The sequence below is a fragment of the Numidum massiliense genome (assembly GCF_001375555.1).
Lineage (GTDB): Bacteria > Bacillota > Bacilli > Thermoactinomycetales > Novibacillaceae > Numidum > Numidum massiliense.
On the sequence record NZ_CTDZ01000009.1, the window covers coordinates 3,344,461 to 3,370,213 of the forward strand.

Genomic DNA, 25,753 nt, shown 5'->3' on the forward strand with positions numbered 1-25,753 from the left:
AGACTGATTGAAGAGAGAGGAGGGCTTCCGCATGAATCACCTGAAGGAACGCAAATTGTTGTATACATTCTTGCTACTCGTTGATACGTTCCTCGTACTCGGGTCGTATTACGCGGCGTTTTTAGTAAAGTTTCCGCTCGGCGATATTCCAGAGCGCAACTTCGAGGCGTACGTCGCCGTGTTACCGTGGATCGCTTTAATTTCGGTGATCGTCTTCTTAATATACGACACGTATGCGGTCGCTCGTCGGCTAACGTGGGAAACCGTGTCGTCGACCATCGTCTCGACGGTCGTCATTGCCGGGTGTGTCGGGCTCGCGTCGTTTGTTTTCCGTGCCTTCGCTTTACCGCGGTTAGTCATACTCATCGGGTCAGTCATCTCGTTTTTCGCTATTTTGCTGTGGAAGTTCATCTTGTCTGTCCTCATTAAAGAGAATAAACAGAAGGTGCTGCTCATCGGCAGTGACGAAGAAATTGCGCATGTGAAAGAAAAAGTAGCGGCTAACCTTCCGGCTGGCTCACAGTTTAATTCCTGCCACCCCGGGCAAAAGCGGGCGCACATTTTTAAAAAGCTACAAGAAGTCGATACTGTGTTCATTTGCGCCGGGGTCGAGCAGCGGGTGAGTCAAGAGATGATTCAAGCGAGTATGATGCATAACGTGCAAGTTTACGTCGTGCCCGCTTCGTACGAGTTACTGCTCAAAAACGCCGACGCGCGCACCTTCGACGATTTGCTCGTCATGTCGGTGAAAGATTGGGGCCTACCGCTCGAGCAGCAATTGATCAAACGGGTAGGTGATCTCGTCTTTTCGCTCTGTCTGCTCGTCGTCACCTTGCCGATCACCGTACTGACGGCACTCGCCATCAAATTTTCCGAACCGAAACACCCCGTCTTTTATAAACAGAAGCGCATCACGATGCACGACAAAGAGTTTAACATTTACAAGTTCCGCACGATGGTGCCGAACGCCGAAGGGAAGAGCGGCCCCGTACTCGCCGAAAAAAACGATAACCGCATCACGAAAATCGGTAAGTTTTTACGCGCGACGCGCATTGATGAATTGCCGCAGTTGTTTAACGTGCTGAAGGGCGACATGTCTGTCGTCGGCCCGCGTCCCGAACGGCCGCACTTTACGGAGATTTACAAAAAAACTTACGGCAACTACTGTTACCGCACCTCGGTGAAAGCCGGGTTAACGGGCTTGGCGCAAATTGCCGGCAAGTATGAAACGGACGTTGAAGATAAGTTGCGGTACGACTTATACTACATCCGCAATTACTCCGTCTTCTTCGACATTGTCATTATTTTGAAGACGTTCAAAGTCGTTTTGGATAAGCAGAAGGCAGACGGCGTGATCAAGCCGAAACAGCGGCAAACGAAGGTGAGCAGCGAAAAAAATGTCGGGATGTAACGGAAATATACGATTAAAGGGGCGATGATTGAGTGGCGATTAAGAAGGCGATCATTCCCGCCGCCGGGTTAGGCACCCGGTTTTTACCCGCGACGAAAGCGCAACCGAAGGAAATGTTACCAATTGTCGATCAGCCGACGATCCAGTACATCGTCGAAGAAGCCGTCGCTTCGGGCATTGAAGACATTATTATCGTCACCGGGCGGGGGAAGCGGGCGATCGAAGATCACTTCGACAAGTCATATGAGTTAGAGGCAATTTTAGCGGCAAAAGGCGAAGGCGGGGAAGAACAGCTGAAGCGCGTACAGCGCATTTCCAACATGGCCGACATTCACTACATTCGGCAAAAAGAGGCGAAAGGGTTAGGGCACGCGGTGTGGTGTGCGCGCAAGTTTATCGGGAGCGAGCCGTTTGCCGTCATGTTAGGCGATGACGTCGTCGTTGCGGATGAGCCGTGTTTAAAGCAGCTAATGGCCGTCCACGAACGGTTTAGCGCCTCCGTGCTCGGTATCCAACCGGTCGTACCGAGTGAGGTAAATCAATACGGTATCGTCGAACCGACGGGAAATACGGGACAACAGGGAGTTTACAAGCTTGCGAATGTCGTTGAAAAGCCAGATGCGGATCGCGCCCCTTCGAACTTGGCGATCATGGGGCGCTACATTTTGCAGCCGGATATTTTCGACATCTTACACGATTTGCCACCAGGGGCAGGCGGAGAAATACAGCTGACAGATGCGATTCGCGAATTGAGTAAACTTAAGCCTGTCGTAGCGTTCCAGTTTGCTGGCAAACGGTACGACGTCGGTAACAAGTTTGGTTTCATTCAAGCGACGGTCGACTTCGCGCTGGGCCGCGACGATTTGCGGCAAGACGTCGCCAAATATTTGGAGCGGACCGTCGCTGAGCTTAAACAGGGACAATGACGACTTGGCCTTTGTGTGAAGCGCAAGCTGAGCGTAAACGGTACGAATGTAGCGTCGGCTATCCCTAGCGAAGTTGCAATCGCAAGTGTTACGGTTCGACGTATTTACTGAAACGAAAGGCGAGACATTAACCGTTATAGTAGTTGTAAGCTAGTGATACATAACATTGGGGAGGAGTACAGTTGTGAAGCGAACGATGGCGATCGCCTGTCTGTGTACACTGCTAGCTGTCATCCCGCTCGTTACCGCTGCGATCGCTAAAGACAGTGAGGAGTCCCAACGATTGGAGATGGAAAAAGGTGCAGCTGATCGACGTGCTGATGAAGAAGGCGGTGTTGATGAAGAAGACGGTGCTGATGAAGAAAGCGGTGCTGATGAAGAAGACGGTGTTGATGAAGAAAAGGCGGTTAAACGCGATGAAGGTGAAGAAGGCGAAGAAGGGACAGATGCGGGCGACGATCGCGAAGAAAGTACGGCTGAACGCGATGTAGATGAAAAGCGCGCAGAAAAACGCGACGCTCAGTCTGAAGATGAGCAAGCTTCTGGGGCGAAGGCACGCACGGTTGCAGGGACCCAAGCGGCCGCCTACGATAAAATAATTTACCTGCCGACACGGAAGTACGTGAAAGTAAAAGCGAGCAAGGTGAACGTTTATCGGGAAGCGACAACGGGTTCTACCGTCGTAGGAACCGCTACAAAATCGACGACGTACCGTTTACTCGAGGAGAAAAGCGGCTGGTTTAAAATCCAATTTTCCGACAAGGTGACCGGTTGGATGCAAACGAATAGCGGCGCCAACGCGTTTAAAGTACCCTTCATTCGCGTCGCACTTTCCGCTGGAAGTAAAACGAGCAAAACGTTTCAGCCGAGTCAAACGAGTTATGCGCTGTTGGAAGACGGCTCGAGCAAAAAATATTACACGTTACAAGGTGGAACGACGTACAAAGTTAACTATGAGAGTAAAAAACTGGTTCTGTACGAAGGTACGCGGAAACTTGTGACGTCGACGAACGCTAACGCGAGTTTGCGCGTTTCTCCGGCCGGTTACGGCGGGACGTTCACGATTGGAAAGTACAAGTACCTTGGCCACCTTCACTTCAAGTACTACGACCCGTCGTTACAAGTTGTTAACGAAGTAGATATGGAAGACTACTTAAAAGGTGTCGTCCCGTTTGAGATGAGCGATTCCTTCCACCTCGAGGCGCTGAAGAGCCAAGCGGTAGCTGCCCGTACATATGCAACGCGACACCGCAACAGTTACGGCGGTAAAGCGAAGGATTATATTACCGACACCGTGTTATACCAAGTTTACCGCGGCTACGACGCGGCGTATACACAGTCGATTAAAGCGGTAGAACAAACAGCGACCGAAGTACTCGTCTATGGTGGCGCAGTGATCGACGCTGTCTACCACGCCTCGAATGGCGGGTACACGGAAGACGCCGCCAATGTGTGGACGGGGTCAATTCCGTACTTTCAGAGTTATCCCGATCCATATGACAAGCGCGCGGGGCAATATCACAACTGGACGTACAAAGCGAATGCGAAGGAACTCGCCGCGCTCGTGGCGAAAAACAACGACACGCCGCTCGATCGCATCGCCAAACTGTCTATTACAAAAAAAGCTGCTTCTGGCCGCGTCGTCGAAATGCGCATTAACGGCTATGAGAAGCAAAAAAGTAAGACTGTCACGCTACTCAAAGAACGGACGCGTACAGCGTTTAACTTGCGCAGTCAGCTGTACAGCGTGACGCGGAGTAATCCGAAAGTGTCGGTCGTCGACTCTTCAGGCAAAGCGAAGTCGCTGTCGTTAACTGACCAAACGGTTATCGCCGCCGATGCGGGAAGCACGAGTAAGTATACGGGTGCTGCAACGCTTTCCGACGGGACAAAAAAAGTTGACCGCCTTGCGACTTTTACGTTTACGGGGAGCGGCTTCGGACACGGCATCGGCATGAGTCAGTGGGGTGCGAAGCAAATGGGCGACGAAGGGAAAACGTATCGCGATATATTGTCGTTCTACTACCGCGGCACGAAGGTAGTCAAGCAGTACAACGAGTGAGCAGGGGGGAGAAACAGTGAAAAAATATTTAATGAAAAACGGGATAACGTTAGTGGCGATCGTAGCGATTCTTTGTGCGGGCATTACAGTCGTCGCCAGCCAAACGGGCACGACGTCAGCAGCTCCAGGGGAAGCGAGCGACCCGCTTGTCACTAAAAGTTATGTGGACAAGAAGGTTAAGGCAGAGATTAATAAATATAATACCGATATGAATAAAGGGACGATTATCGGAATGGACAAAGGCGTCATCATAAAGGGGAAAGTTGGCAGTAAATTCATCTTGCGCGAAGGTAAAGCGACGGTTTTCAGCCCGAAATTAGGTTTAATCAATACGACATCGGGAAAAAGTGTATTAAACGGTAAGAACGTCCCGCTCTCAAAAATGATGCTGCAACAGAATACCGGGCAAGGTATCCAAGCGACGACAAATTACACGGAAATTATGGTGATCGGTCCGTACTCGATCGACCGCAGTAAAAGTACGAAGGGCGGCGTAAAGATCGCTGGAAAGTGGACGTACAAATAATAAACGTATAATCCACAAAAGGGGGGACTATTGCGATGCGCGTATTAGTTACTGGCGGCGCAGGTTTTATTGGGTCACATATCGTAGAACAGGCGCTTGCGCGCGGTCACGACGTCTGTATTATCGATGACTTATCGAGCGGCAAGAAGGAGTTCGTCTTCCCGGAGGCGCAATTTCACGAGCTGAACATATTAGCGGACGAAGCGAAAAGAGTGATTAACGACTTTCGCCCGGAAGTAATTATTCATCAAGCGGCGCAAACAGTCGTGCAAAAATCGCTGGCCGACCCAGTGTTCGACGCAGAAGTGAATGTTGTCGGGACGATCCATTTATTGCAAGCCGCGCGCGCGTGTGGCTGTCCGCGCTTCGTGTTCGCGTCTTCCGCAGCCGTATACGGCGACAACGACCAGCTGCCGATTTCCGAGGAGCAAGTAGGCCGCCCACTCTCTTTTTACGGGAGTTCTAAATACGCATCTGAGCACTATATCGACGTATTTAGTCAACTTTACGGAATCTCTACAGCGATTTTGCGGTACTCCAACGTATACGGGGTGAGGCAAGACCCGCGCGGCGAAGGTGGGGTTATTTCCATCGTCATCGAGCAAGCCATTAAAGGTGATACGTTCCACGTATTTGGCGACGGCTTACAGACGCGGGACTACATTAACGTACGGGATGTGGCGGCAGCAAACATACGAATGGCGGAGTCAGATGTGAGTGGCACGTTTAACGTGTGCACGGCGCAGGCGACATCGCTCTTGCAAATTGTCGATACGGTGTCACGCATAAGTGGCAAGTCGTTAGATGTTGCGTTTGACGCACCGCGTGCGGGAGATATTTTGCACAGTGCACTCAGCTACGAGCTGTTACACAAACAGATCGGCTGGAAACCGACTGTAGCGCTTGCGGAAGGGTTAAAAGAAACTTACGACTACTATGCCGAGCGGGCTAAGTAGGCTAACGATGCGCGCACATAAAAACGGGGCTTAACGATATTAAGTCCCGTTTACTTATACCTTCTATCTTCAATTTAAGACGCTATAATTTTAATTAACAAGACCAATAAACCCCACAGAGGCACACTTCCTAACGTAGCGGTTGCTACACCAATCCAAAAAGGCGCGTGAACGTGTTGTGATTCGTTCATGTTGACACCCCCATCGGTTAGTTCGTACTTTTATTATAGGGGGTGTATGTTACAGTATCTTTACAGGGACGTTAAAACACATTAAGGAGTCGTTAACAGTACGTGAAGGATGCGTTAGGCCGAGCACGTTATAACGAGGAGCTCGGGACACCTTTATAAAAGTACTGACGATTTACACCGGGACGTCGACGTAGTCGCGGTGACTGACGACGTAGCTCACTTGTCGCTGCGGCCACTTGTCGAAATAGGCGCGCAGTTCCGCTTCGCGCTCTAGGGCGACCGAGACGGTAACGGTGACGTGCGCCGTAAACGAGCGGTCGTGCAGTAGGCTGCGCGCGGTTAACGGCTGCTCGATGCGGCTCCAAGTCGCGTAATCGATGGTCGCAACGAAGAACGCGTGCTCTTCTTTACGCACGAGTTGCGCTTGCTCGATGCCAGCCGCCGTCGCCCGCGTGTAGGCGCGTACTAACCCGCCCGCACCGAGTTTGATGCCGCCGAAGTAGCGCGTCACGACGACAGCTGTATCTGTCAGTTCATTTTTTTTAATCGTTTCTAAGATCGGGACGCCAGCGGTGCCACTCGGTTCCCCGTCGTCACTCGCTTTTTGGATGTGTGCGCGACGGCCGAGCACGTAGGCGTAACAGTTGTGGGTCGCATCCCAATACTTTTTTTGCGTTTGGCGGACGATCTCCTTCGCTACTTCTTCATTTTCTTCCGCACCGTCGAGCGGGAACACCTGGGCGATGAAACGCGACTTTTCAATCGTAATTTCTGCCTGGGTACCTTTCATAACCGTAAGGTAGGACAATGGCTTCTCCCTTTCAATCGATCTAAATATTATGGTGTCGCAAGAGGCGGCGCTTGTCAAATACGCGCTAAAAAAATGAGGAGGCAAGCGGCTAACGCCCTGCCCCCCCTCACGGCACCTTTTCACCGTATCACAAGCTCGCTCACATTCAACTTGTGGGGTACGGTGTGTGCTCGTCTTATTGCCCCGCTTCTGTTTGCGCCTCCGTGTCCGCCGATTCCGGCTCTAAATCCCCGCTGCCTGTACCTTCCGTAGCCTCTGCACCGTTTTGGTCACCCGTCGTCGTGTGCATGATCGGTGGTAATTCCAGGTGTTTGCGCAATAAATTTCCGACGCGTTCGGCCTCGCCGTCATTAAGCACATAATAGTAAACACCGTCGTTTAAGTCTTTCCCTTTCAAGGTGAGGGTTTCAATGTCCTTACCCGAGATCCCGCTAATTAATCCTTGAAACTCGAGTAACTGGTTCGCCGAGACGTTCATTTTCACATTCTGGCCAAGCGCATCGACTAAATCGTCAATTTTCGTGACGTTAGAGAAGTCTTTGCCCTTCGTTATGAGCTTCGTCAACACTTCGCGCTGCCGCTCGTTACGGCCTAAATCGTCCCCGAACTCTTTACGCATGCGCACATACGCAAGGGCATCTTCACCGTCTAGGTGGGCCGGGCCTTTTTTGAAATAGCGCCACGGTTCGCCGTCGAACGCCTTGGAGCGGAAGTCCCGCGGCACGTTCACATCGACGCCGCCGAGTGTGTCCACGATATCGACAAAACCGTGAAAATTGACATCGACATAGTTGTCGATCGGGATGTTCAATAACCTTTCAACTGTTTTTACCGTGCTCTCAATGCCAGTTCCTTCTTCTTCTGATTCCGCGAGCGAATACGAGTGGTTAATTTTGTCCTCCACATTAAAGGTTGGAATATACGTTAACGTGTCGCGCGGAATGCTCAAGAGCTTCATTGACTTATCTTTCGGGTTCACTGTGGCGACCATTAACACGTCTGGGCGACCGACGTCTTCTTCGTCGGAACGTTTATCGATGCCCATAATGAGAAAGGCACGTGGATCGTCGTTCGCAATCGCCGTTTCACGTAGCTCCGATTTGTCGCCGCGGCCGAGTTGATGGAAAGTTTTGTCAAACTTATTATATAGCTGCCAAAAGTACAGTCCACCCCCGGCGACGAGACAGGCGATGAGCAGCAACGAAATGCGCAGCACCCAGTTGCGCTTTTTACGCTTCGTTTCGAGCCGATCGTTGCGACTCTCGTTGATCTTCTCCATATTAACCTCACTTCATTTCTTTTAGAAAAATTTTCATACTAGCATGTGACCGAAACATTCTGTCGCTTTTCTATGAACGTACCACATATTATTTTTGTTAGAAATTAGTTTACCCTATCATAATGCTTCTTTTGGATTTCGGCAACAGGGTAGTAGGTGAAAAAACGACAAAATATGACAAAAACGCCGCGCATTGATAGCGCTTACTTGCTAAAAGTGGTGTTCAACTCCCCTCCAACGAACCGATCTGACGAACCTACTTATTGTAACTGCAGATGCGCGTGTAATGTTTCGACAATGTTTTTTTTACTCGTTTCGTCGGCGACAAAATAATACGCATCCGACCATTCATCGCGTCCACTTAGTTGCAACGATTCAATGTTGTCGTTACCGACCTGACCGTACAAACGGTGTAGTTGAAATATTTGCCACGGAGTTAAGTCGGTTTTTACATTTTGGCCAAAAACAGTCAAGATCTCGGTTATGTTGGCGAGTGTCGACCATTTCGAGGCGCGTGCGACTAAGGAGCGGACGACTTGTTGCTGCCTGCGATGGCGGTCAAAGTCGGAACTGTTTGTCCGTTCGCGGACATAGTACAGCGCGGCTTTGCCGTTTAGTTGCATCGAGCCTCGTTTATAGTGATAGCCGTGTGAAGCAAAGCTGTCTTTGACGTGGACATCGACCCCCCCGAATAAGTCGACAATTTGCGTGAAACCTTTCATATTGACACTAACTGTGTAGTTGACAGGGATGCCGAGAAACTGTTCGACTGTTTTTTTAGTCGAGGAGATCCCGTTGCCACGGGAGTATGCGTGATTGATTTTGTCATATGCGTCTCCCGAAACGTCTGCGAGCACTGTTTTCGTGTCGCGTGGGATGTTGAGCATTTTAATGGAGCGGTCTCTTGGATTTACAGTAAACACCATAATCGTATCCGTCCGTCCACTGTCCTTAAGTCGCTCGTCAATGCCGACGACGAGTATACTGAGCGGTTGCTTGCTAAGGCGTTTGCGTGGGTGTGCGCGGTCGCTAAGAGGTTCGTCCATATACTCGCCTTTATCGCGGTATCGCTGCGGCGACTGCTCCGGTTCTGATTTTATGTGGCGTCCTGAAGCGCCGCCAGACGGTTGTTGCTGCTCTCCCGTGAATACGGCTGTTAGCGCGAACGCTAGTAGCAGGCTAAGGCAAGTTAGGGTGAAAAGTAATATGCGCGATCGTGTGCTCCTCGATTTGGACATGTCACTGACTCCAGCTGAATAGTTATTATTATAGTATGCACAAACGGCGCCAGCAAATGCGCACTATTTCCCTCAAGTAAACGTGTGTAAGTGTGAATAAGCGAGCACGGGCGAAAATGAGAGTGAAAAAAACTGTCACAGTTTTTGTTGCCAATTTGATAGCGTGATATTCGCTTGTCGTGATAAACTAAGGAATAGTACGTACAGGAGGCGAGAGGCCGTTATGTTTAAGCAACTGATGAGTGTCTTTGTCATTGCGTTACTCCTGCTGCCAGTCGCCTGCCAACCAGCTTCGGAGAATAAGCAACAAACGAATACTAAAGAAGAGGCGGAGACGAAAGAATGGGTTGTGAAGTGGAAGGCGCAGCCGAAGGGCGAGTTCCTTAGGACGGTTGACGTGTTGCGGCAAAACGACACTGACAACACGATGCTCGTTAAGGTGAAGCCAGATGTCGATGAGGAGAAGTGGCTCGTCGAGTGGCAATTAGACGATCAAATCGAGTACATTCAACCGAACTTCGACTATAAACTAAACAACGAACCTGTTCTAGGGGAGGCTGCTCAATGGGAGCCTCCTCGCGACTATTTTTTACAGATGACGAAAGTATTTGAAGCGCTCCCACGGTTTAAGCCACAGCGGGATGTCACGATTGCAGTGATCGATACGGGGGTCGACACGAACCACCCGTTAATTGCACCACATCTCGTGAAACAGACGAATGTGTTATCTCCTGGTGAGGGAGCAGACGATATAACTGAAGACGACGTGCTTTACCCGGAGGAGCGGGGCAAAACGGCGCAAGAAATCGAACAGATGTATAACGACAATGAAGATTACGGCGGCTACGACGATTATTTATCGCGCACCGGGGCAGTCGGACACGGGACGAGCGTCATCGGCGTCCTCTTGCAAACGCTCGGGTTAATTGACGGCGACCAACCAGTTGCTCCGACGAAACATTCGGCCAAGATTATGCCGGTTAAAGTGATGGGTTATCGGGATGGGGTCAAAGAAGGCGGCTCGGATTTCGATATGGCGGAAGCGATTCGCCTGGCCGTCAACCGTGGCGCAGACATCATTTCGCTGTCGCTCGGTGATTGGGCTTATTCCAAAAACGCCCGCGACGCGGTAGCATACGCCGAACAGTCGGGGGTGCTCGTTACCGCAGCCGCGGGCAACCGGCAAGGGAGCATTAACGAGCCGATTTTTTATCCGGCCGCTTTTCCGACCGTGCTCGCCGTCGGCGGCGTGACGACAGCTGGCGTGTACGATCCATACTCAAACCGCGGGCCGGGAATCGATCTCGTCGCTCCGGACGAGATGATTTGGACGACGAACGTCGGTGGGGGCTTTCGCTATATCGACGGCAATTCGTTCGCTACGCCGCAAGTGGCAGCTGCTGCGGCCGTCGTCATGCAGCACGATCCAGCGATGTCTCCGGAGCGGGTGCGCAATTTTCTGCGGCAGACGGCTGACAGTTACGAAGACGGTTGGAGCGAACAGACTGGTTACGGGCGGTTGAATATGGCTCGCCTATTGACGGAACTGCCGAAGGCGACTATTTTTTCAGCTAACGACAGCCAGGAGCGTGCGGCGCGCGTGTCGGTCGACAGCGCGTTTGCTTCCGTGTTGCGCAAAGGAGCCACCGAAGAGTGGTTTAAGTTCGACGTGCCAAAAATCGGAACGGACATTAACTACCACCTTAAAATACACGTGAAGTTGCCGCGGGCGTTGGAAAAAGGGGTGGAGATGCGTGTCAAGCGACCCGGGAAAGGCGGGTTCGTCACGTACAACTTAACAGAGAGCGACGACGTGTTCGTCACGGTCGATCCAGGAGAGGTGTACCTCAGCTTCCGCTTTGCGGAGGACGAGCCCAGTCCATACGTCAGTTACAACGTGGAGACAAAAATCATGCCTGCACCCGACGCGTATGCGGATAACGATCACCCGTGGAACGCTTATGAATTAGATCCGTTAAATGACAGTTTGATCGAAGGGACGTTCCACAAAGAAGGCGTGCACAATTGGTTTCGCGTGAAAACGCCAGAGGCGGGTAACTTGACGGTTAAACTGTACGCGAGCAGTCCACGCATTAACCCGGTCCTCTTTATCCAACAGCTCGGCGGGACGTACGGTGTGTTGCTAGACGAAGGTAGCCCTCTCGCTGGGGAGGAGCGGACAATCCGCGCCGAAGCAGGCGGCGTTTACTATATACGCGTCAGCGACGGCAATATGAGCTCGTCGATGGGGAAGTACGATTTGCTGATCAATTACGAACCGCTCGTGGCAGACAGCAACGAGCCGAGCAACTCTTCCGAGCAGGCACTTCATTTACCTAACGGCACGGCTGTGAATGCGTCACTGTCGGGCTCCGTCGATTACGATTGGTACAAGTTCCAGCTTACGGAAGAAAGTGAGGTCACGTTAACGACGACGATCGTCGAGAACGATGCGCCGCTGGAACTTGTTTTGTACAACGACAAACTGACTGCGGTTGCGAACAAGTCGATGGATCCGCGCAGCGGTGAACTGAAGTGGACGGAAAAACTGTCTGCGGGCAAGTACTTCGTCCGTGTACGGCGTTTGTCGGGTACCGAGACGACCGCTTATCAAATGGGTGCGTCGGGTGCACATTTGCGCGCTCCCGATCAATCGCTGTCAGGCGAATAGGTAAAACTGTGCGTTCTAGCCGACATTGACAGTTGACAACGCGTTGCGCTAATATTAAACTTCGAGGGTAGTTTTTAACGATGCGGAGGAATAGGAATGGTAGATAAACGAGGGAGACGCTTGTTTACGTCCGAATCGGTGACGGAGGGTCATCCTGATAAAATTTGTGATCAAATCTCGGACGCTGTGCTCGATGCGATATTGAAGCAAGATCCGGAGGCGAGAGTCGCTTGTGAAACAGCGATTACGACAGGGCTCGTCCTCGTTGCCGGTGAAATAACGACGACGTGTTACGTCGATATTCCGAAAATCGTGCGCAAGACGATCGCCGATATCGGCTATACGCGGGCAAAGTACGGTTTCGACGCAAGTACGTGTGCCGTATTAACGTCGATCGACGAACAGTCGCCAGAAATTGCCGCTGGCGTCGATGTCGCCTATGAAGGGCGGGGAGCAGATACGGCGGGCCAAACCGGAGAAAGCCCCCGCCGCGCGGGGGGACAAAGACTAATGTTTTGCTTTTTGGTCTATGGAACAGAAGAAATAGTTGCTCTCCCCAATTCCTTTTGCCCTCAGTTTTCCCGCCCATTGCGTGTAGTTCGATGTCGCCTATGAAGGGCGGGGAGCAGATACGCGGGGCCAAGCCGAAGAAGCCGCTCTCGGCGCGGGGGATCAAGGCTTAATGTTTGGCTATGCGTGTAATGAGACAGAAGAATTGATGCCTCTACCGATTTCCTTGGCGCATCAGTTAGCCCGCCGTTTGAGTGAAGTGCGCCGCGACGGCACGCTACCTTACTTACGGCCTGACGGCAAAACGCAAGTGACCGTCGAGTACGACGGCGATCAGCCACTGCGCGTCGACACGGTCGTCGTCTCTACCCAACACGCCGACGATGTGACGCTCAAACAAATTACGCGGGATATGAAGCAGCACGTTATTAACGCCATTATTCCGTCCCACTGGATGGATGAAAAAACGAAATATTTCATTAACCCGTCCGGACGGTTCGTCATTGGTGGACCGCACGGGGATGCTGGTTTAACCGGAAGGAAAATAATAGTCGATACGTACGGCGGTTACGCGCGTCACGGGGGCGGCGCTTTTTCCGGTAAGGACCCGACGAAAGTGGATCGCTCCGGCGCGTACGCCGCGCGCTATGTCGCCAAAAATATCGTCGCAGCTCGTTTGGCGGAGCGCTGCGAGGTGCAGTTAGCTTATGCGATCGGTGTGGCCCAGCCCGTTTCGATTAGCGTCGATACGTTTGGAACGGGCAAGGTGCCTGAGCACGTGTTAGTTAAGCTTATTCGTAAGTACTTTGACTTGCGCCCAAACGGTATCATAAATATGTTAAACTTAAAGCAACCGTTGTATCAGGGGACTGCCGCTTACGGCCATTTCGGGCGCACGGATCTCGATTTGCCTTGGGAGCGGATTGATGTCGCTGAAGCGCTGCAAAAAGACGCGAACACTTTAACGAATGAAGAGTAGACGTCAAACATATAACCGCAGTTGCGACACTTACAGAAGAACAGCTGCTATATGACACACACATAAAAATGGTAGTTTTAACAAATAAGGCGTATATAGGCAACCCTTTCGTACACAGTTTACGTTGATATAGTAGGGTGAGAAAAAAAGCCTTATGGGGGATTTCATCGTGAAAATAAATAAGCAATACGTTGTGGAGGACGGGCCGCAAAACCGCCTGTTGCTCGCGCTGTTACTATGTACTGTCATGTCACCGATTCTACCGGGCATATGCTTGGCTGCCATCGCTGGATTAGCCCTATGGAAGTACCGCTGGTCGCTGTGCGATCGGGACCTTGTCTCAATTGCGCTACTCGGACTCGCCGGGGTCGCCGTCATTGCAACCATCGTACAGCAGACGATGTGGGGATTTGTGTCCATCCTTGCGTTTCTCATTTACTTTGCTGTTTACGGGTGGATGAAGCGAGAAGTGACTGTGCGCGACTTTGACCGGGGGCTTACGTTTGCCAGTGTGGCCGGAGTCGGCATCATCGTCGTTATGCTCATTGAACAATGGGGCGGTTTTGCTTTCATGCCGGATGCAGTGGGGTACTTTTTCGGGTTAGACTCGTGGAAACCGACCGAGTCGCTTAGAAGTACGGGTACGTCAGGGAACGCCAACTTGGCTGCTTCGCTGTTAGTTGCATTAGCGCTCGTCGCTTTTTACAAGTTGCTTAGCCCAGGGCAGACCGTCCAGGCGAAGATATTATGGACGGGTGTCGCAGGTTCTTATTTAGTCGGGATTGCGCTTACGGAAACGCGCATGGCGTGGATTGCACTCAGCTTTGGACTCGCGGTGCAGTTCGTGTTCGTATACGGCGAACGGGTACGGCGCGAAATGAAGCGCCTGCACGTTTCACACTACGTCGTCGGGCTCATCGCTTGCGGCATCTTTTTGGCCGCGAACGCCGATTTATTGCCGCGGCATGATAGTCTCGGCTCCGACATGCTACTACGCTTTGAAATTTGGGAGCGCGCGTTACGCATATTTAATGACAATTGGTTAGTCGGCGTACTGCCCCTTCACTTTGGCGAAGTATTTTTACACGAATTCGGCGTTTACGAATTTCACGCGCACAATATGTTTATCGGGATTGCCGTCGATTTTGGTATAGTCGGGTTTTGTCTGTTCATGTTGTTGTTCGTCTCGGCAGTCGTACGCGGTATTCAATGGTTCGCTATGGCGGACAATGCGCGCGATAAAGGTTTAGCCATCGTCTTATTGTCAATCGTCGCCTCCTATGTGGGGCAAGGGTTTGCCGACTACACGATCCTCGTGCCGCAAACCGGGTGGCTGTTTATAACGTCGCTTGCTTTCATGCACATTCGCTGGCTGCAACTCGCACCGCATAAACAAGCGAAAGCAGCGAAGCGCAAAATGGCGCACGTCGCCCAAGCCTTTCATTTAATCCCCAAATAAGTGGGGGTTTTTTTATGGAAAATACTAGTTTTTTGTCAGACACTCGCCCCTCCTGCTTTGCATACAATGCAGAAAAGGAGGGGGTAAGATGTTCGTTTGGATCTGTGCGCTCGTTATTGCAGCTGGATCGGCTGCTGGACTGTTCCTCCATTCGCGAACGCGTCATAAAAGGCCCCGAACGAAAAAGTACCTCGTCATCATTGCAGCGGATAGTCAATCGACCATCGAATGGTGGGTAAGGACGTATATGTTTTGGAACTGGCTACGCGGCGTCAATTGTGAGGTCGTCTGTATCGACTTAGGCTCTCAAGACGACACACGCGCCATCCTCGTACGTCTAAAACGGCGTTTTCGGTGGCTAGAAATTATAGAATACGCAATTGAGGAGCGGGGTGAGTCTGCTGAACAACTCATTCCACATGGGCTATTAGTGAAACAGCCCGTCGTACTCGATTTGCGCCAGCCGACCGACCTGCGCCTTAAAAGTGTCGTCCAACACCTTTAGGGAAAGCAAAATGTACAAAAAAGGCACTGTAAGTAGATTGAGAGTTTTGATATAATTGCCCTAAACGCCGTGTGATCGACGGATGACGGGTTGGTGTCAATGGATGTTTACACGTATGTTATGAACGGAAAATGTTTTCTGACGCTAGCGCCAGAAGTCGATGCAGCGCACTGGCACGTGCGTGGCGCCCGCGTGGCTGCGTGGTGGAAGTATCGGCAAGTGGCGCAAGCGGCGGCCGATGTGGCACGTTTGCTAGCGGTAGAGAAGCGGATCGGATCGAGGTGGCGAAAACGTCGCTGCGACAGCCGTCGCCAAGATGGCTCCCGTCACAGTGGCCGTCTTCGTCACGATTGTCCACGCGACAGTCGTCGCGGCCAGCCTCGCGGGGAACGGATTGCCGCAGTGTCACCGCTCGATGTGGCCAGTTGGGAGGCGTGCATAGCAGAATGGCACGAGTGGCAGCCGTTCTGCGCTGGTCGATCGCTGTTGTTACCTGAAGTGTACCGCCTGCTGGAAGTTAAAGTAGCGCTACCCGACCACTGTTTACTCACGGCGCGGCGCGTTAACCGTGCGCTACAAGTCGGTGTGCTACGAGGTGAGGCACACCTTTTGCCTGCGATTGAGAGACACAAAGCAGCAGCCGCATGGAAATGTGAGCGCTGTCAAGCAGGACGTACGGCGCTCAGAGAGGTGTCGTGTGCGACTTGTGGCCAATCGTGTGTGTACTGTGAGTACTGTTTGTTGCTCGGGCGCAGCACGGCCTGTACGCCGCTCTTGCAGTTTTTGCCGAGCGGGCGACAAGACGCCGTGGGGCAGCAGTGGCGACGCAGCCATCGGGTGACGGTCGCGACGGCGCCTACGTTAACAGCGGCACAGCAGCGGGCGGCGGACGAAGCAGTCCGTTTCGTCAGTAGCAGCCGCGACGAAACGATGTTGTTGTGGGCCGTTACCGGTGCTGGAAAAACGGAAATGACGTTTGCCGTGATCGCGCACGTATTGAGCTGTGGGCAGCGGGTTGCCGTAGCGACGCCGCGCAAAGACGTCGTCTACGAGTTAGCGCCGCGCCTTAAGGTAGCCTTCCCAGACACTCGCGTCGTCACCTTACACGGCGATAGCGCCGAAACGTGGGATAGGGGCGAGCTATTCGTCGCTACGACGCACCAACTGTTACGGGCCTATCGCGCCTTCCGCCTTATTGTCGTCGACGAAATCGACGCCTTTCCTTTCCGCGGCGACGCGGTGTTGGCGGCGGCGGTAACGCGTGCACTCGTGGCAGGAGGGCAGCAATTGTGGTTGACGGCGACGCCGTCCAGGCAGCAGCAAGCAGCGTTTTGGGCAGGGAAATTACCCGGTGTGACGATTCCGGTGCGTCACCACCGCCGTCCCCTCCCCGAACCGGTTCTCGCGCGCGAGCGCAGGTTGTGGCAACGTCTCATACGCGGACAGCGGCTGGCGGAAGTGCAGCAGTTTTTTGCGCACGTCTCTGCAGCGGGCGGACAAGCCTACGTGTTCGTGCCGAGTGTGGCGGCGATCGTTCCTACAGTTGCGTGGCTGAATCGGTATGTGCCTGACCTGTCCGTCGCCGGAGTGTCGAGTCGCGACGTAGCGCGTACGGACAAAGTGGCCCGCTTCCGCGCGGGGGAGCTCCGCTGTCTCGTGACGACGACAATCTTGGAGCGGGGAGTGACGGTGCCGCACGCGCACGTGCTCATTTTGCAAGCCGATCACCCGATCTTTGATGAAGCGGCGTTAGTGCAAATGTCCGGGCGCGCCGGTCGTTCCGCCGCTCACCCGCGCGGCATCGTCTATTGGGTTGCCGCAGAGTGGACAGCGGAGCAACTGCGGGCGAGGAAGCACATTATACGCATGAATCGGGAAGCGCAGGCACGCGGGTGGCTGGATGAGTGACGTTGGACAAGAGCGGATGGCACGCACAAGTTGTGCGCGCGATGCCGCGTGCCGTATGACTACCGCGCGGTAAGCAGGTACAATCTATTACGGAACCGTACCGGTTACGGCGGGCAGGGGATCTCATGCGTCGAATAGGCTGTCCCACGGTGGGAAGGTAGTTAGCTGGCAAGAAAAAATGTGGCATGGGTGAAAGAGGTGACCGGGGGTGTGTGCGTTCTGGAAGCGCGCCTTATTTCCGCAGGCGCATAGGTGTGCTTTTTGTTCGCGTGCCTTTGCGCGGCGGGCAGGGAACACGGTGACAGGCGTGTCGCTTTGTGCACAATGCACCGCAGAAATTGGATGGATCGCGCCCCCGCGCTGTGAACAGTGTGGGCGGCAACTGCCGGCGGATACGGCAATTGCTACAGACGGGATCGATCCACCAGATGCGACCGGCGTAGTGGACGCGGCTGCTGAAGTGGACGCAGCGCACATTTGTGGCGATTGCGAACGGTTTAGCGGTGTGCCGCTCGTGACAAACCGAGCCGTCGTCCAATATACGCCGCTGGCGCGCGAGCTCGTTAGCGTCTTTAAATACCGCGGGCGGCAGTCGCTCGCTGTACCACTCGGTCTCTTAATGGCTGAGCTCGTGCAACGCGAGTATCGCCGCCAGCTACCGCACGTCGTCACGTACGTACCGCTGCACGCGCGGCGCGAGGCCGAGAGAGGGTTTAACCAGGCTGCCTTGCTCGCGGCCGTCATCGCGCGGCAGCTGCGCCTTCCGCTACACCACTTGCTTGCGCGCGACATCGACACGCCAAAACAGAGCAAACGGGGGAGGCAGCAGCGGCTGGCCAGTTTAGACCGTGCCTTTTCCGTGAACGTGCCGGTGAGGAGAAACTTTTACCGCCAAGTTACGTTACTGATAGTTGACGACATCTATACGACGGGGGCGACACTTCGGGCGTGTGCCCGCGAACTGTCGCAACTCGGCGTGCCGCGACTATTAGCCGTCACGTTCGCTCGCTGAGGCGATCGAACAAAAAATGCTACAAAACTTCAGAACATAGGTATATTTTATGTGCATCCGGGTTAGAAAGAGAATGAAACGTTATACAACGTGCTCAAAGTTAGCATTTAATAAAGGAGAGTGTTAGGAATGAACAAAACGGATCTCATCGAAAAAGTGGCGACGGACATCGGCATGACGAAGAAAGACGCCACGGCCGTCGTCGATACGGTGCTAGAGACGATCTCTGAGGCGCTCCAGCGTGGGGAGAAAGTTTCGCTCATCGGTTTCGGTAACTTCGAAGTACGTGAACGTTCGGCGCGCAAGGGCCGCAACCCGCGTACCGGTGAAGAAATCGAGATCAAAGCGAGTAAGGTGCCCGCATTCAAACCGGGTAAGCAATTAAAAGAATCGGTTAACTAGAGAAGTAGAACAGCGCCCCGAACAACTGTCGGGGCGCTGTGCGTTATATTTTTATTCCACTAACTATGACGCCCGCTAACAGCGCGATAGTTTCCAGTGGGCTAATCAGTTGTCACTAGTGGCTTTTGCTTCTAGTTTCTCGATGCGTTTCTCCAACTGTTCGATGACGCGGTAACTGTGAATCATGCGTTTAATGAGATTCATTTCTGCGAGAGCCGTCATCAAGTGGTCTTGCGCGTGAATCGACAAGAAACTCGGCACCTCGTCACCAGTCGTTTGGATCAGTTCCGTTTGCCACTTGTGTCCACTTAAAAACTCTTCTTCCGCTTGTTGCAAATGTTTTTCTGCCGTGGCGAAGTCGCCCTCTTCCGCCGCGTCGAGCGCTTCGTACGCTTCGCCGCGCGCGTTTCCTCCGTGCAAGACAAGTTGGAAGATCGTTTGTTCTAATTCCACGATGCACCACTCCTACTACTATGTTTGTCTTATGCGTGTTGTGCTGCTCTGGCTTCTTCTTGTTTGACTAACTGCTTTTCGTACGCTTTAAAGAAGGGCCAGTAAATGAGGGCACAGATGACACCGTTCATAATTTGTACTAACCCCGCGAGTACCGAGCCACCTGTCGCCAAGAAGCCGCCGATGAAAATCGGTACCGTGAACGGCGGTTGCATAATAACTGGCGGTAAAATACCGGTGGCGAACAACATGTAGTTGATCGTCACGACAATCGCCGGGCCTAAAATGAACGGGATAAACATAAGCGGGTTTAAGACGATCGGCACCCCGAAAATGACCGGCTCGTTAATGTTGAAAATCGTCGGAACAAGTGCCGTCTTACCGACTTGTTTCAGCTGACGCGAGGCAGAGAAGAGCATGAACAAGACGAGCCCCCACGTCGCTCCCGAGCCACCGATGTGTGTAAACATGTGGAAGAACGGTTCGGTGACGATCCCTGTCGCTGCTTCGCCAGCGCTGACGGCCGCCGCGTTTTCGGCCAACTGTTTCATCCAGAACGGGTACGCGACCGAAGCGACGACGTTCATCCCGTGAATCCCCATCGACCAGAGCAACAGCATTAACACGATCATCCCGAGTGCAGCCGGATACGAGTTCGAGGCGGCGACGAGCGGGCTGAAAATGTTCAATACGGCTTGCGGAATGGTGATGCCGAAGTTGGCCCACACGATCCACTGCAAAATCCAGACGGTCGGTAAAATTAACAAAAACGGTACGAGGGCGCGGAACGTGCGCATGACGTACGGCGGCACCCCGGCAGGCATTTCGAAGGCAAACCCTTTATTAATGAGAAAGCGCATCGCTTCCGTCGTTAATATTCCAAGGATAATCGCCACGAACAAACCTTCACCGCCGAGGTAAGTCAAAATTTCTCCAAACGGCACTTTCGTAATGTCGGTCATCGGAAACGCCGTCATGAAGAAGGCGAGCATGGACAGAATCCCTGCCATCACTGAGTCCATTTCGCGTCGTTCGGCGAGACTGTACCCGACCCCGAAAGCGACAGTTACAGCCATGAGACCGAACGTCAACTGGAAGGGGAAGTTAATTTGCGGCAGAATCGGTTCGACCGCCTTCGCCCACGCTTGGATCGGTCCCCACTCAATCGCCGTCGGCGGGTTGGCGATAATGAGGAAAATCGATCCCGTTAAAATGACCGGAAGGGCAAAAATAACGAAAGCGTCGCGAATCGATTGTAAATAAATGTTTTGCGCCATTTTCCCGAGCGGGCCCATTAAGTGTTTTTCGAGCCATTTAATAAAATTGTCCATCGTTTGCTCCTCCTAATCGTATTGGACGTGGCGACTTACTTCAACATGTTCAGCACTTGGTCGAGAACTTTATCTCCGTCCATCATGGCAAAAGCGAACTGGTCGACGAGCTCGAGCGGAATGTTGTGCTGCTCAGCCACTTTCGACACTTCTTTTTTCAAGTGGCGCACTTGCGGTTCCAATAGGGCGACGTTGTATTGGCCCGCTTTTTTGCTAAATTCACCGGTGCCGCCAGCGTCGGCTGTTAGCGCAACGCCACGTTTTTCTGCTGCTTCTTGTACTTTTTTCGCTAACTGGCTCGACGTTGCGCCCCAGCTGCACAAAATGATCAATTTAATCGGTTGTTCCATGATAAATCCCTCCACTGTGCGTATTAGTTATCGGCTTTTATGACAAAGTTAAAGGAATCGTAGTTCCTGAAGTTGGTGTCCGCGCAGGCGGTCGACAAATAGTTCACATGCCCAATATACTCCATATGCCTAATGTGTCCTTTGTCACGCCTTTTTGCCGTCTGCTTTGCGGCGAAGTGCGGCGCTCACTTTTTCGTCGAACGCGCGGTAATGTTTGTTCATGAGCCACTGGCTCAGTCGCGTCGCGGCGAAAATGAGGACGGCAAAGGCGATGCCGAAGGCGAGAACGAGACCGGAAGAAGGTGTGCCGCGTACGACTGCGTACAGTCCGTAACCGATCCAGATGAAAGCAAATACAGCGGCATACCCTTTAGCAAAGCGCGAACTCATGTGGATTTCCTCCTCTCTTCGTGCGCGTTACCACAAAGACAAAGTGTTGCTGACGTATCGGAGTACCAGATAGGTTTTCCCGGCCAGCTGCACTGTATGTGCTGTTTTTCCAGAAACACCTTGTCACTTAATAAATAAGCAAGAAGCATGCCAACTCAATAGTAGCGGGCGATTTCAAGTAAAAATAAGCGCTGCACACACATTGCACACATTAAGAGGGAACGGGTGACACCATCCATCACACGGTGCAGGCGAAAATCCGCACACATTGCACACTTTTGTGCGCGTGCCGAAGCTATACTCGCGAACGTTTGCCAATTTCTATGTGATTGCTAAGTAACTGCCGTGGCCAATCTATATTGTGGAGGATGTGGACACGATATTGTGGATTGTGTGGATAAAACTGTGCATAACTTGCTGCGCGCCTATTTCTATTGTGGAAAAGCTGGGTGAAACGGCGCGGATAATAGTTAGTGAATATACTGTCATTGACTAAAAATGAGGATAAGTGGTATAGTAACATTGAATGAGATGCCCTCTCATATCACTCTTTAAACGAGAAAGGATTGTGTAAGTTAATGCAAGGCAAAGTTAAATGGTTTAATGCTGAAAAAGGCTACGGTTTCATCGAGCGCGAAGACGGCGGGGACGTATTCGTCCATTACTCCGCGATCAGTGAAGAGGGCTTTAAGACGTTAGAAGAAGGACAAAGCGTTGAATTCGAAATTGTAGAAGGCGCCCGCGGTCCGCAAGCGGCCAACGTCGTGAAACTGTAGGTTTTGCGGAGACGCGTTTTTTCAACAATTACGATACCCCTTGGCAACTGCACCAAGGGGTTTTTTAACAACTTGTTTACCGTTTAACTGGTATAATTGAAGTATAGCAGCGGGGCGATTCTGCTATGTAAGTGGGGAATTTAAAGCGCTTAAGGAGGGAACCAATGTTATGGAATATAACATTAGGGGAAATAACATCGAGGTCACGGACGCTTTACGCGATTATGTCGAGAAAAAGTTGAGCCGGATCGAAAAGTATTTTACGACCGCACCGACGTCGCCGGCGAACGTCGCGTTAACCGTACTCAAAGACATTCACAAAGTGGAAGTGACCATTCCTTTTCCGGGCGTCATGTTGCGGGCAGAAGAGAGCAATACGGACATGTACGCGTCGATCGACCTCGTCGTCGAAAAGCTCGAACGGCAAATCCGCAAATATAAAACCCGCGTGAACCGCAAAGCGCGGCAAAACGGCAGCTTGCGGACGCTGTTTAAAGCTAACGGCCAAGTTGATCCAGCAGTCGACGAAAACGACGAGGCTGGATTTGAAGTCGTGCGTACGAAACGGTTTACGTTTAAGCCGATGGATGTGGAAGAAGCGATTTTACAAATGGACATGCTCGGCCATAACTTCTTTGTTTTTTCCAACGCCGATACGCGGGAAGTAAACGTCGTGTACAAACGGAAAGACGGGCGCTACGGCTTGATCGAACCGGAAGCGTAAGGCGCCAGGTATTAATAGCTGTATGAGACTTGCGACTTTAGACGACATTATGAGATGTGATTGGTATAAAAAAACGGGGCCTGCTCTTTCGAGCAGGTCCTTTTTTTGCTTTTTTTACGATCGATTAGGTACTGCGCGTCCATTCGTGATAAAATATACAGTATGTGTTTTCGCTTATAGATCGTGTTCAAAAAGCGTTTTGTTGAGCGACAGTGAAAGGAGCGATGTGCATTGTCTCTAATGTCAGCTTTACGCAAAGTGTTCCCTAGTCAAAACGACCGCGAACTAAAGAAAATAACGAAAGTTGCCGATAAAATAGAGGCGTTAGAGCCGGAAGTGAGCCGCTGCTCTGACGAAGAGCTGCAGCAAAAAACGCCGCAATTTCGGGAACGGCTCGCGCAAGGTGAGACGCTGGACGACTTGTTGCCCGAGGCGTTCGCTGTCGTGCGCGAAGCGTCGAAGCGCGTCTTAGGTTTAAGGCACTTTTACGTGCAATTGCTCGGGGGGATCGTCCTGCACCAAGGAAAGATTTCCGAGATGAAGACCGGGGAAGGGAAAACGTTAGTCGCGACGTTGCCTGCCTACTTAAACGCCCTGCCCGGAAAAGGTGTCCACATCGTCACCGTGAACGACTACTTGGCGCAGCGCGACCGGGAAAGCATGGGAAAAATTTATGAGTTTCTCGGATTGACAGTCGGCATGAACTTACACGATATGGACGAAGAAGAGAAGCGGGCCGCCTACGCTGCAGACATTACGTTCGGGACGAACAACGAGTACGGCTTCGACTACTTGCGCGACAATATGGTGCTGTACAAAGAACTGATGGTGCAGCGTCCGCTCAACTTTGCCATCGTCGACGAAGTGGACAGCATTTTAATCGACGAGGCGCGTACGCCGCTCATCATTTCCGGACAAGCGAACAAGGCGACCGACTTGTACTATGCCGCGGATCGCTTCGCCAAAAGGCTGAAGCGGGAAGACGACTATACGCTCGACGAAAAGACGCGCACAGTGACGTTGACAGAGCAAGGGGTGGACAAAGCGGAAAAGGCGTTTGACATCGACAACTTGTTCGATACGAAAAACATGCTTTTAAACCACCACATTAACCAAGCGCTAAAAGCGAACGTCACCATGCACCGCGACGAAGATTACGTCGTGAACGAAGACGGCGTCATCATCGTCGACGAATTTACGGGCCGCCTCATGCACGGTCGTCGTTACAGCGACGGCTTGCACCAAGCGATCGAGGCTAAGGAAGGCTTACAGGTGCAAAAGGAAAGCATGACGCTAGCGACGATTACGCTGCAAAACTACTTCCGCATGTATCAAAAGTTAGCTGGCATGACCGGGACGGCGAAAACGGAAGAAGAAGAGTTTCGCAAAATTTACGGGATGGACGTCGTCGTCATTCCGACGAACAAACCGATGATCCGCAAAGACGAAACGGACATTTTATATAAGACCGAAGACGTAAAGTACCAAAAAGTCGTCGACGAAATCGTCGCACGTCACGCCAAGGGACAGCCGGTGCTCGTCGGGACGGTGTCGATTGCCAACTCCGAGCGCCTTTCGAAAATGTTAAAGAAAAAAGGCGTGCCACACAACGTGCTCAATGCGAAATTCCACCGCCAAGAGGCGGAAATTATTGCCCAAGCAGGACAGCTCGGGCAAGTGACGATTGCGACGAACATGGCCGGTCGCGGGACGGACATCGTCCTCGGCGACGGCGTGGCGGAACGCGGCGGCTTGCACATTATCGGCACCGAGCGGCACGAGAGTCGCCGCATTGACAACCAGTTGCGCGGGCGGGCGGGACGACAAGGCGATCCGGGGTCGTCGCAGTTTTTTCTCTCCTTCGAGGACGAGCTCATGCGCCGTTACGGCCAAGACCGGCTCAAGGGGATTATGGAAAAAGTTGGCATGGACGACGAGCAAGAAATCGAAGGGCGCCTCTTTACAAAGGCAGTCGAAACGGCGCAAAAACATATTGAAGGTGCCAACTTTGACACGCGTCGCATCGTGCTGCAGTACGACAACGTCATGAACGAGCAGCGCAACATCATATACAAACAGCGGCGTGAAGTGTTAGAGGCGGACAGCGTACGCGACATCGTGCGCGGAATGATTAAGGCGGTCATCGGACACGTCGTCGAGCTGCACACGCCGGAAGAGGAAGTGCCCGAAGATTGGGACGTCGACGCCATCGTCGACTACGTGAACGGCAATTTGTTAAAAGAGCCGGTCCGGTTAGAAGTCGACGACATAAAAATGCGTGAGCGTGACGAAGTGACGGCGATCATCGAGGAAAAAGTGCTCGCCTATTACGACCAGCGGGAAGCCGAGCTCACGCGGGAGCAAATGGACGAATTTGAAAAAGTCATCGTGCTCCGCACCGTCGACCGCAAATGGATGGATCACATCGACGCGATGGAGCAACTCAGGCAAGGGATTCACTTACGCGCCTACGGGCAAAAAGACCCGCTGCAGGAGTATCAGTTCGAAGGGTTCAACATGTTTAACCAAATGGTGTTCGAAATTTCGGAGGAAGTTTCTAAACACGTGATGCGCACAGAAATTAGCAGTGATCAACTTGAACGGGAAGAAGTGGCCGTTGAGCAAGAGGCGACAACGCGCAGTTACGACCAGCCGCCGGAAAAAGAAGAACCGCGCAAACGGCAACCGGTACGCGTACAATATAAAGCAGGCCGTAACGACCCGTGTCCGTGCGGCAGCGGCAAAAAGTACAAACAGTGTTGCGGCGCCCCCGGCAAAACGGGGACAGAATAACCATGCACGACACCACGTCGGCACTATACAACGTTAGCGCACAACGCGTTCGTACGATACGCAAGGGCGAGTTAACGTTCTTCCAAACGA

Annotated in this window: 21 protein-coding genes and 2 pseudogenes; 16 read left to right on the plus strand and 7 right to left on the minus strand. The window is 52.4% G+C overall.

The features are described from left to right. Positions 1-31 precede the first annotated feature (31 nt). The 5 genes from BN1247_RS15745 to BN1247_RS15765 all read left to right on the plus strand — a co-directional run bounded on the left by BN1247_RS15745 (position 32) and on the right by BN1247_RS15765 (position 5,881). Complete coding sequence (locus tag BN1247_RS15745) at positions 32-1,411, plus strand: sugar transferase (protein WP_054951217.1); 1,380 nt, start codon at positions 32-34, stop codon at positions 1,409-1,411. Between the two features lie 32 nt (positions 1,412-1,443). Further along, entirely contained in the window at positions 1,444-2,337 is an 894-nt protein-coding gene (gene galU, locus BN1247_RS15750) for a UTP--glucose-1-phosphate uridylyltransferase GalU (protein ID WP_054951218.1), read from the plus strand. Between the two features lie 184 nt (positions 2,338-2,521). Continuing rightward, on the plus strand, positions 2,522-4,399 hold the full coding sequence (locus tag BN1247_RS15755) for a SpoIID/LytB domain-containing protein (RefSeq protein WP_054951219.1): 1,878 nt from the start codon (positions 2,522-2,524) through the stop codon (positions 4,397-4,399). 16 nt (positions 4,400-4,415) lie between these two features. Beyond that, positions 4,416-4,925 carry a hypothetical protein gene (locus tag BN1247_RS15760; protein ID WP_054951220.1) on the plus strand — a complete coding sequence of 170 codons (510 nt, stop codon included), beginning with the start codon at positions 4,416-4,418 and terminating at the stop codon, positions 4,923-4,925. Between the two features lie 35 nt (positions 4,926-4,960). Next, positions 4,961-5,881, plus strand: a complete 921-nt coding sequence (locus BN1247_RS15765; RefSeq protein ID WP_054951221.1) for an NAD-dependent epimerase/dehydratase family protein — start codon at positions 4,961-4,963, stop codon at positions 5,879-5,881. A 363-nt stretch (positions 5,882-6,244) separates the two neighbouring features. Here the strand turns inward: BN1247_RS15765 and BN1247_RS15770 are convergent, their stop codons facing one another. The 3 genes from BN1247_RS15770 to BN1247_RS15780 all read right to left on the minus strand — a co-directional run bounded on the left by BN1247_RS15770 (position 6,245) and on the right by BN1247_RS15780 (position 9,400). Continuing rightward, positions 6,245-7,006, minus strand: a complete 762-nt coding sequence (locus BN1247_RS15770; RefSeq protein WP_261796050.1) for a YigZ family protein — start codon at positions 7,004-7,006, stop codon at positions 6,245-6,247. Positions 7,007-7,058: 52 nt separating this feature from the next. Continuing rightward, positions 7,059-8,162: an LCP family protein gene (locus tag BN1247_RS15775; protein ID WP_054951223.1), complete on the minus strand. Its 1,104-nt coding sequence runs from the start codon at positions 8,160-8,162 to the stop codon at positions 7,059-7,061. 260 nt (positions 8,163-8,422) lie between these two features. Next, complete coding sequence (locus BN1247_RS15780; protein ID WP_082415967.1) at positions 8,423-9,400, minus strand: LCP family protein; 978 nt, start codon at positions 9,398-9,400, stop codon at positions 8,423-8,425. A 223-nt stretch (positions 9,401-9,623) separates the two neighbouring features. Here BN1247_RS15780 and BN1247_RS15785 point away from each other — a divergent pair, with 223 nt between their 5' ends. The 8 genes and pseudogenes from BN1247_RS15785 (at position 9,624) to BN1247_RS15820 (ending at position 18,846) form a co-directional block, all read left to right on the plus strand. After that, positions 9,624-12,071, plus strand: a complete 2,448-nt coding sequence (locus BN1247_RS15785; RefSeq protein ID WP_054951225.1) for a S8 family peptidase — start codon at positions 9,624-9,626, stop codon at positions 12,069-12,071. A gap of 96 nt (positions 12,072-12,167) precedes the next feature. Continuing rightward, a pseudogene (locus BN1247_RS18465) lies at positions 12,168-12,521 on the plus strand (S-adenosylmethionine synthetase N-terminal domain-containing protein); the annotation flags it as partial. A gap of 163 nt (positions 12,522-12,684) precedes the next feature. Next, positions 12,685-13,560, plus strand: a pseudogene (gene metK / locus BN1247_RS15795) (methionine adenosyltransferase); the annotation flags it as partial. A 169-nt stretch (positions 13,561-13,729) separates the two neighbouring features. Continuing rightward, positions 13,730-15,019 (plus strand): O-antigen ligase family protein, encoded by a 1,290-nt coding sequence (locus BN1247_RS15800; RefSeq protein ID WP_054951227.1) that lies wholly within the window; start codon positions 13,730-13,732, stop codon positions 15,017-15,019. 88 nt (positions 15,020-15,107) lie between these two features. Continuing rightward, the gene (locus BN1247_RS15805; RefSeq protein ID WP_054951228.1) at positions 15,108-15,524 is read left to right on the plus strand and encodes a hypothetical protein; all 417 of its coding nucleotides are present in this window, start codon (positions 15,108-15,110) and stop codon (positions 15,522-15,524) included. A gap of 120 nt (positions 15,525-15,644) precedes the next feature. Next, positions 15,645-17,432: an ATP-dependent helicase ComFA gene (locus tag BN1247_RS15810; RefSeq protein ID WP_187119808.1), complete on the plus strand. Its 1,788-nt coding sequence runs from the start codon at positions 15,645-15,647 to the stop codon at positions 17,430-17,432. Between the two features lie 208 nt (positions 17,433-17,640). Beyond that, positions 17,641-18,444 carry a ComF family protein gene (locus BN1247_RS15815; protein WP_054951230.1) on the plus strand — a complete coding sequence of 268 codons (804 nt, stop codon included), beginning with the start codon at positions 17,641-17,643 and terminating at the stop codon, positions 18,442-18,444. A 129-nt stretch (positions 18,445-18,573) separates the two neighbouring features. Further along, positions 18,574-18,846, plus strand: coding sequence for an HU family DNA-binding protein (locus tag BN1247_RS15820; protein WP_054951231.1), 273 nt, complete (start codon positions 18,574-18,576; stop codon positions 18,844-18,846). A 105-nt stretch (positions 18,847-18,951) separates the two neighbouring features. On the opposite strand, the gene BN1247_RS15825 is transcribed toward BN1247_RS15820, so the two are convergent. The 4 genes from BN1247_RS15825 to BN1247_RS15840 form a co-directional block, all read right to left on the minus strand. Continuing rightward, positions 18,952-19,299 (minus strand): PTS lactose/cellobiose transporter subunit IIA, encoded by a 348-nt coding sequence (locus BN1247_RS15825; protein WP_054951232.1) that lies wholly within the window; start codon positions 19,297-19,299, stop codon positions 18,952-18,954. Between the two features lie 29 nt (positions 19,300-19,328). Beyond that, a complete protein-coding gene (locus tag BN1247_RS15830) occupies positions 19,329-20,630 on the minus strand; it encodes a PTS sugar transporter subunit IIC (RefSeq protein WP_054951233.1) in 1,302 nt (433 codons plus the stop codon). A gap of 35 nt (positions 20,631-20,665) precedes the next feature. Then, positions 20,666-20,980 carry a PTS sugar transporter subunit IIB gene (locus tag BN1247_RS15835; protein ID WP_054951234.1) on the minus strand — a complete coding sequence of 105 codons (315 nt, stop codon included), beginning with the start codon at positions 20,978-20,980 and terminating at the stop codon, positions 20,666-20,668. Positions 20,981-21,124: 144 nt separating this feature from the next. Continuing rightward, positions 21,125-21,370 carry a hypothetical protein gene (locus BN1247_RS15840; RefSeq protein WP_054951235.1) on the minus strand — a complete coding sequence of 82 codons (246 nt, stop codon included), beginning with the start codon at positions 21,368-21,370 and terminating at the stop codon, positions 21,125-21,127. A 578-nt stretch (positions 21,371-21,948) separates the two neighbouring features. On the opposite strand from BN1247_RS15840, the gene BN1247_RS15845 reads away from it, so the two are divergent. The 3 genes from BN1247_RS15845 to secA all read left to right on the plus strand — a co-directional run bounded on the left by BN1247_RS15845 (position 21,949) and on the right by secA (position 25,663). After that, positions 21,949-22,146, plus strand: coding sequence for a cold shock domain-containing protein (locus BN1247_RS15845; RefSeq protein ID WP_054951236.1), 198 nt, complete (start codon positions 21,949-21,951; stop codon positions 22,144-22,146). Between the two features lie 169 nt (positions 22,147-22,315). Continuing rightward, positions 22,316-22,870, plus strand: a complete 555-nt coding sequence (hpf, locus tag BN1247_RS15850) for a ribosome hibernation-promoting factor, HPF/YfiA family (RefSeq protein ID WP_054951237.1) — start codon at positions 22,316-22,318, stop codon at positions 22,868-22,870. A gap of 240 nt (positions 22,871-23,110) precedes the next feature. Then, the gene (gene secA / locus BN1247_RS15855; RefSeq protein ID WP_054951238.1) at positions 23,111-25,663 is read left to right on the plus strand and encodes a preprotein translocase subunit SecA; all 2,553 of its coding nucleotides are present in this window, start codon (positions 23,111-23,113) and stop codon (positions 25,661-25,663) included. Positions 25,664-25,753: the final 90 nt, after the last annotated feature.

Bases quoted from the DNA above. Each gene is read 5' to 3' on its own strand.
- BN1247_RS15775 (WP_054951223.1), bottom strand. From the start codon at position 8,162: ATGGAGAAGATCAACGAGAGTCGCAACGATCGGCTCGAAACGAAGCGT.
- hpf (WP_054951237.1), top strand. From the start codon at position 22,316: ATGGAATATAACATTAGGGGAAATAACATCGAGGTCACGGACGCTTTA.
- BN1247_RS15785 (WP_054951225.1), top strand. From the start codon at position 9,624: ATGTTTAAGCAACTGATGAGTGTCTTTGTCATTGCGTTACTCCTGCTG.
- BN1247_RS15745 (WP_054951217.1), top strand. From the start codon at position 32: ATGAATCACCTGAAGGAACGCAAATTGTTGTATACATTCTTGCTACTC.
- BN1247_RS15820 (WP_054951231.1), top strand. From the start codon at position 18,574: ATGAACAAAACGGATCTCATCGAAAAAGTGGCGACGGACATCGGCATG.
- BN1247_RS15830 (WP_054951233.1), bottom strand. From the start codon at position 20,630: ATGGACAATTTTATTAAATGGCTCGAAAAACACTTAATGGGCCCGCTC.
- BN1247_RS15845 (WP_054951236.1), top strand. From the start codon at position 21,949: ATGCAAGGCAAAGTTAAATGGTTTAATGCTGAAAAAGGCTACGGTTTC.
- BN1247_RS15805 (WP_054951228.1), top strand. From the start codon at position 15,108: ATGTTCGTTTGGATCTGTGCGCTCGTTATTGCAGCTGGATCGGCTGCT.
- secA (WP_054951238.1), top strand. From the start codon at position 23,111: ATGTCAGCTTTACGCAAAGTGTTCCCTAGTCAAAACGACCGCGAACTA.
- BN1247_RS15840 (WP_054951235.1), bottom strand. From the start codon at position 21,370: ATGAGTTCGCGCTTTGCTAAAGGGTATGCCGCTGTATTTGCTTTCATC.
- BN1247_RS15835 (WP_054951234.1), bottom strand. From the start codon at position 20,980: ATGGAACAACCGATTAAATTGATCATTTTGTGCAGCTGGGGCGCAACG.
- BN1247_RS15810 (WP_187119808.1), top strand. From the start codon at position 15,645: ATGAACGGAAAATGTTTTCTGACGCTAGCGCCAGAAGTCGATGCAGCG.
- BN1247_RS15780 (WP_082415967.1), bottom strand. From the start codon at position 9,400: ATGTCCAAATCGAGGAGCACACGATCGCGCATATTACTTTTCACCCTA.
- BN1247_RS15765 (WP_054951221.1), top strand. From the start codon at position 4,961: ATGCGCGTATTAGTTACTGGCGGCGCAGGTTTTATTGGGTCACATATC.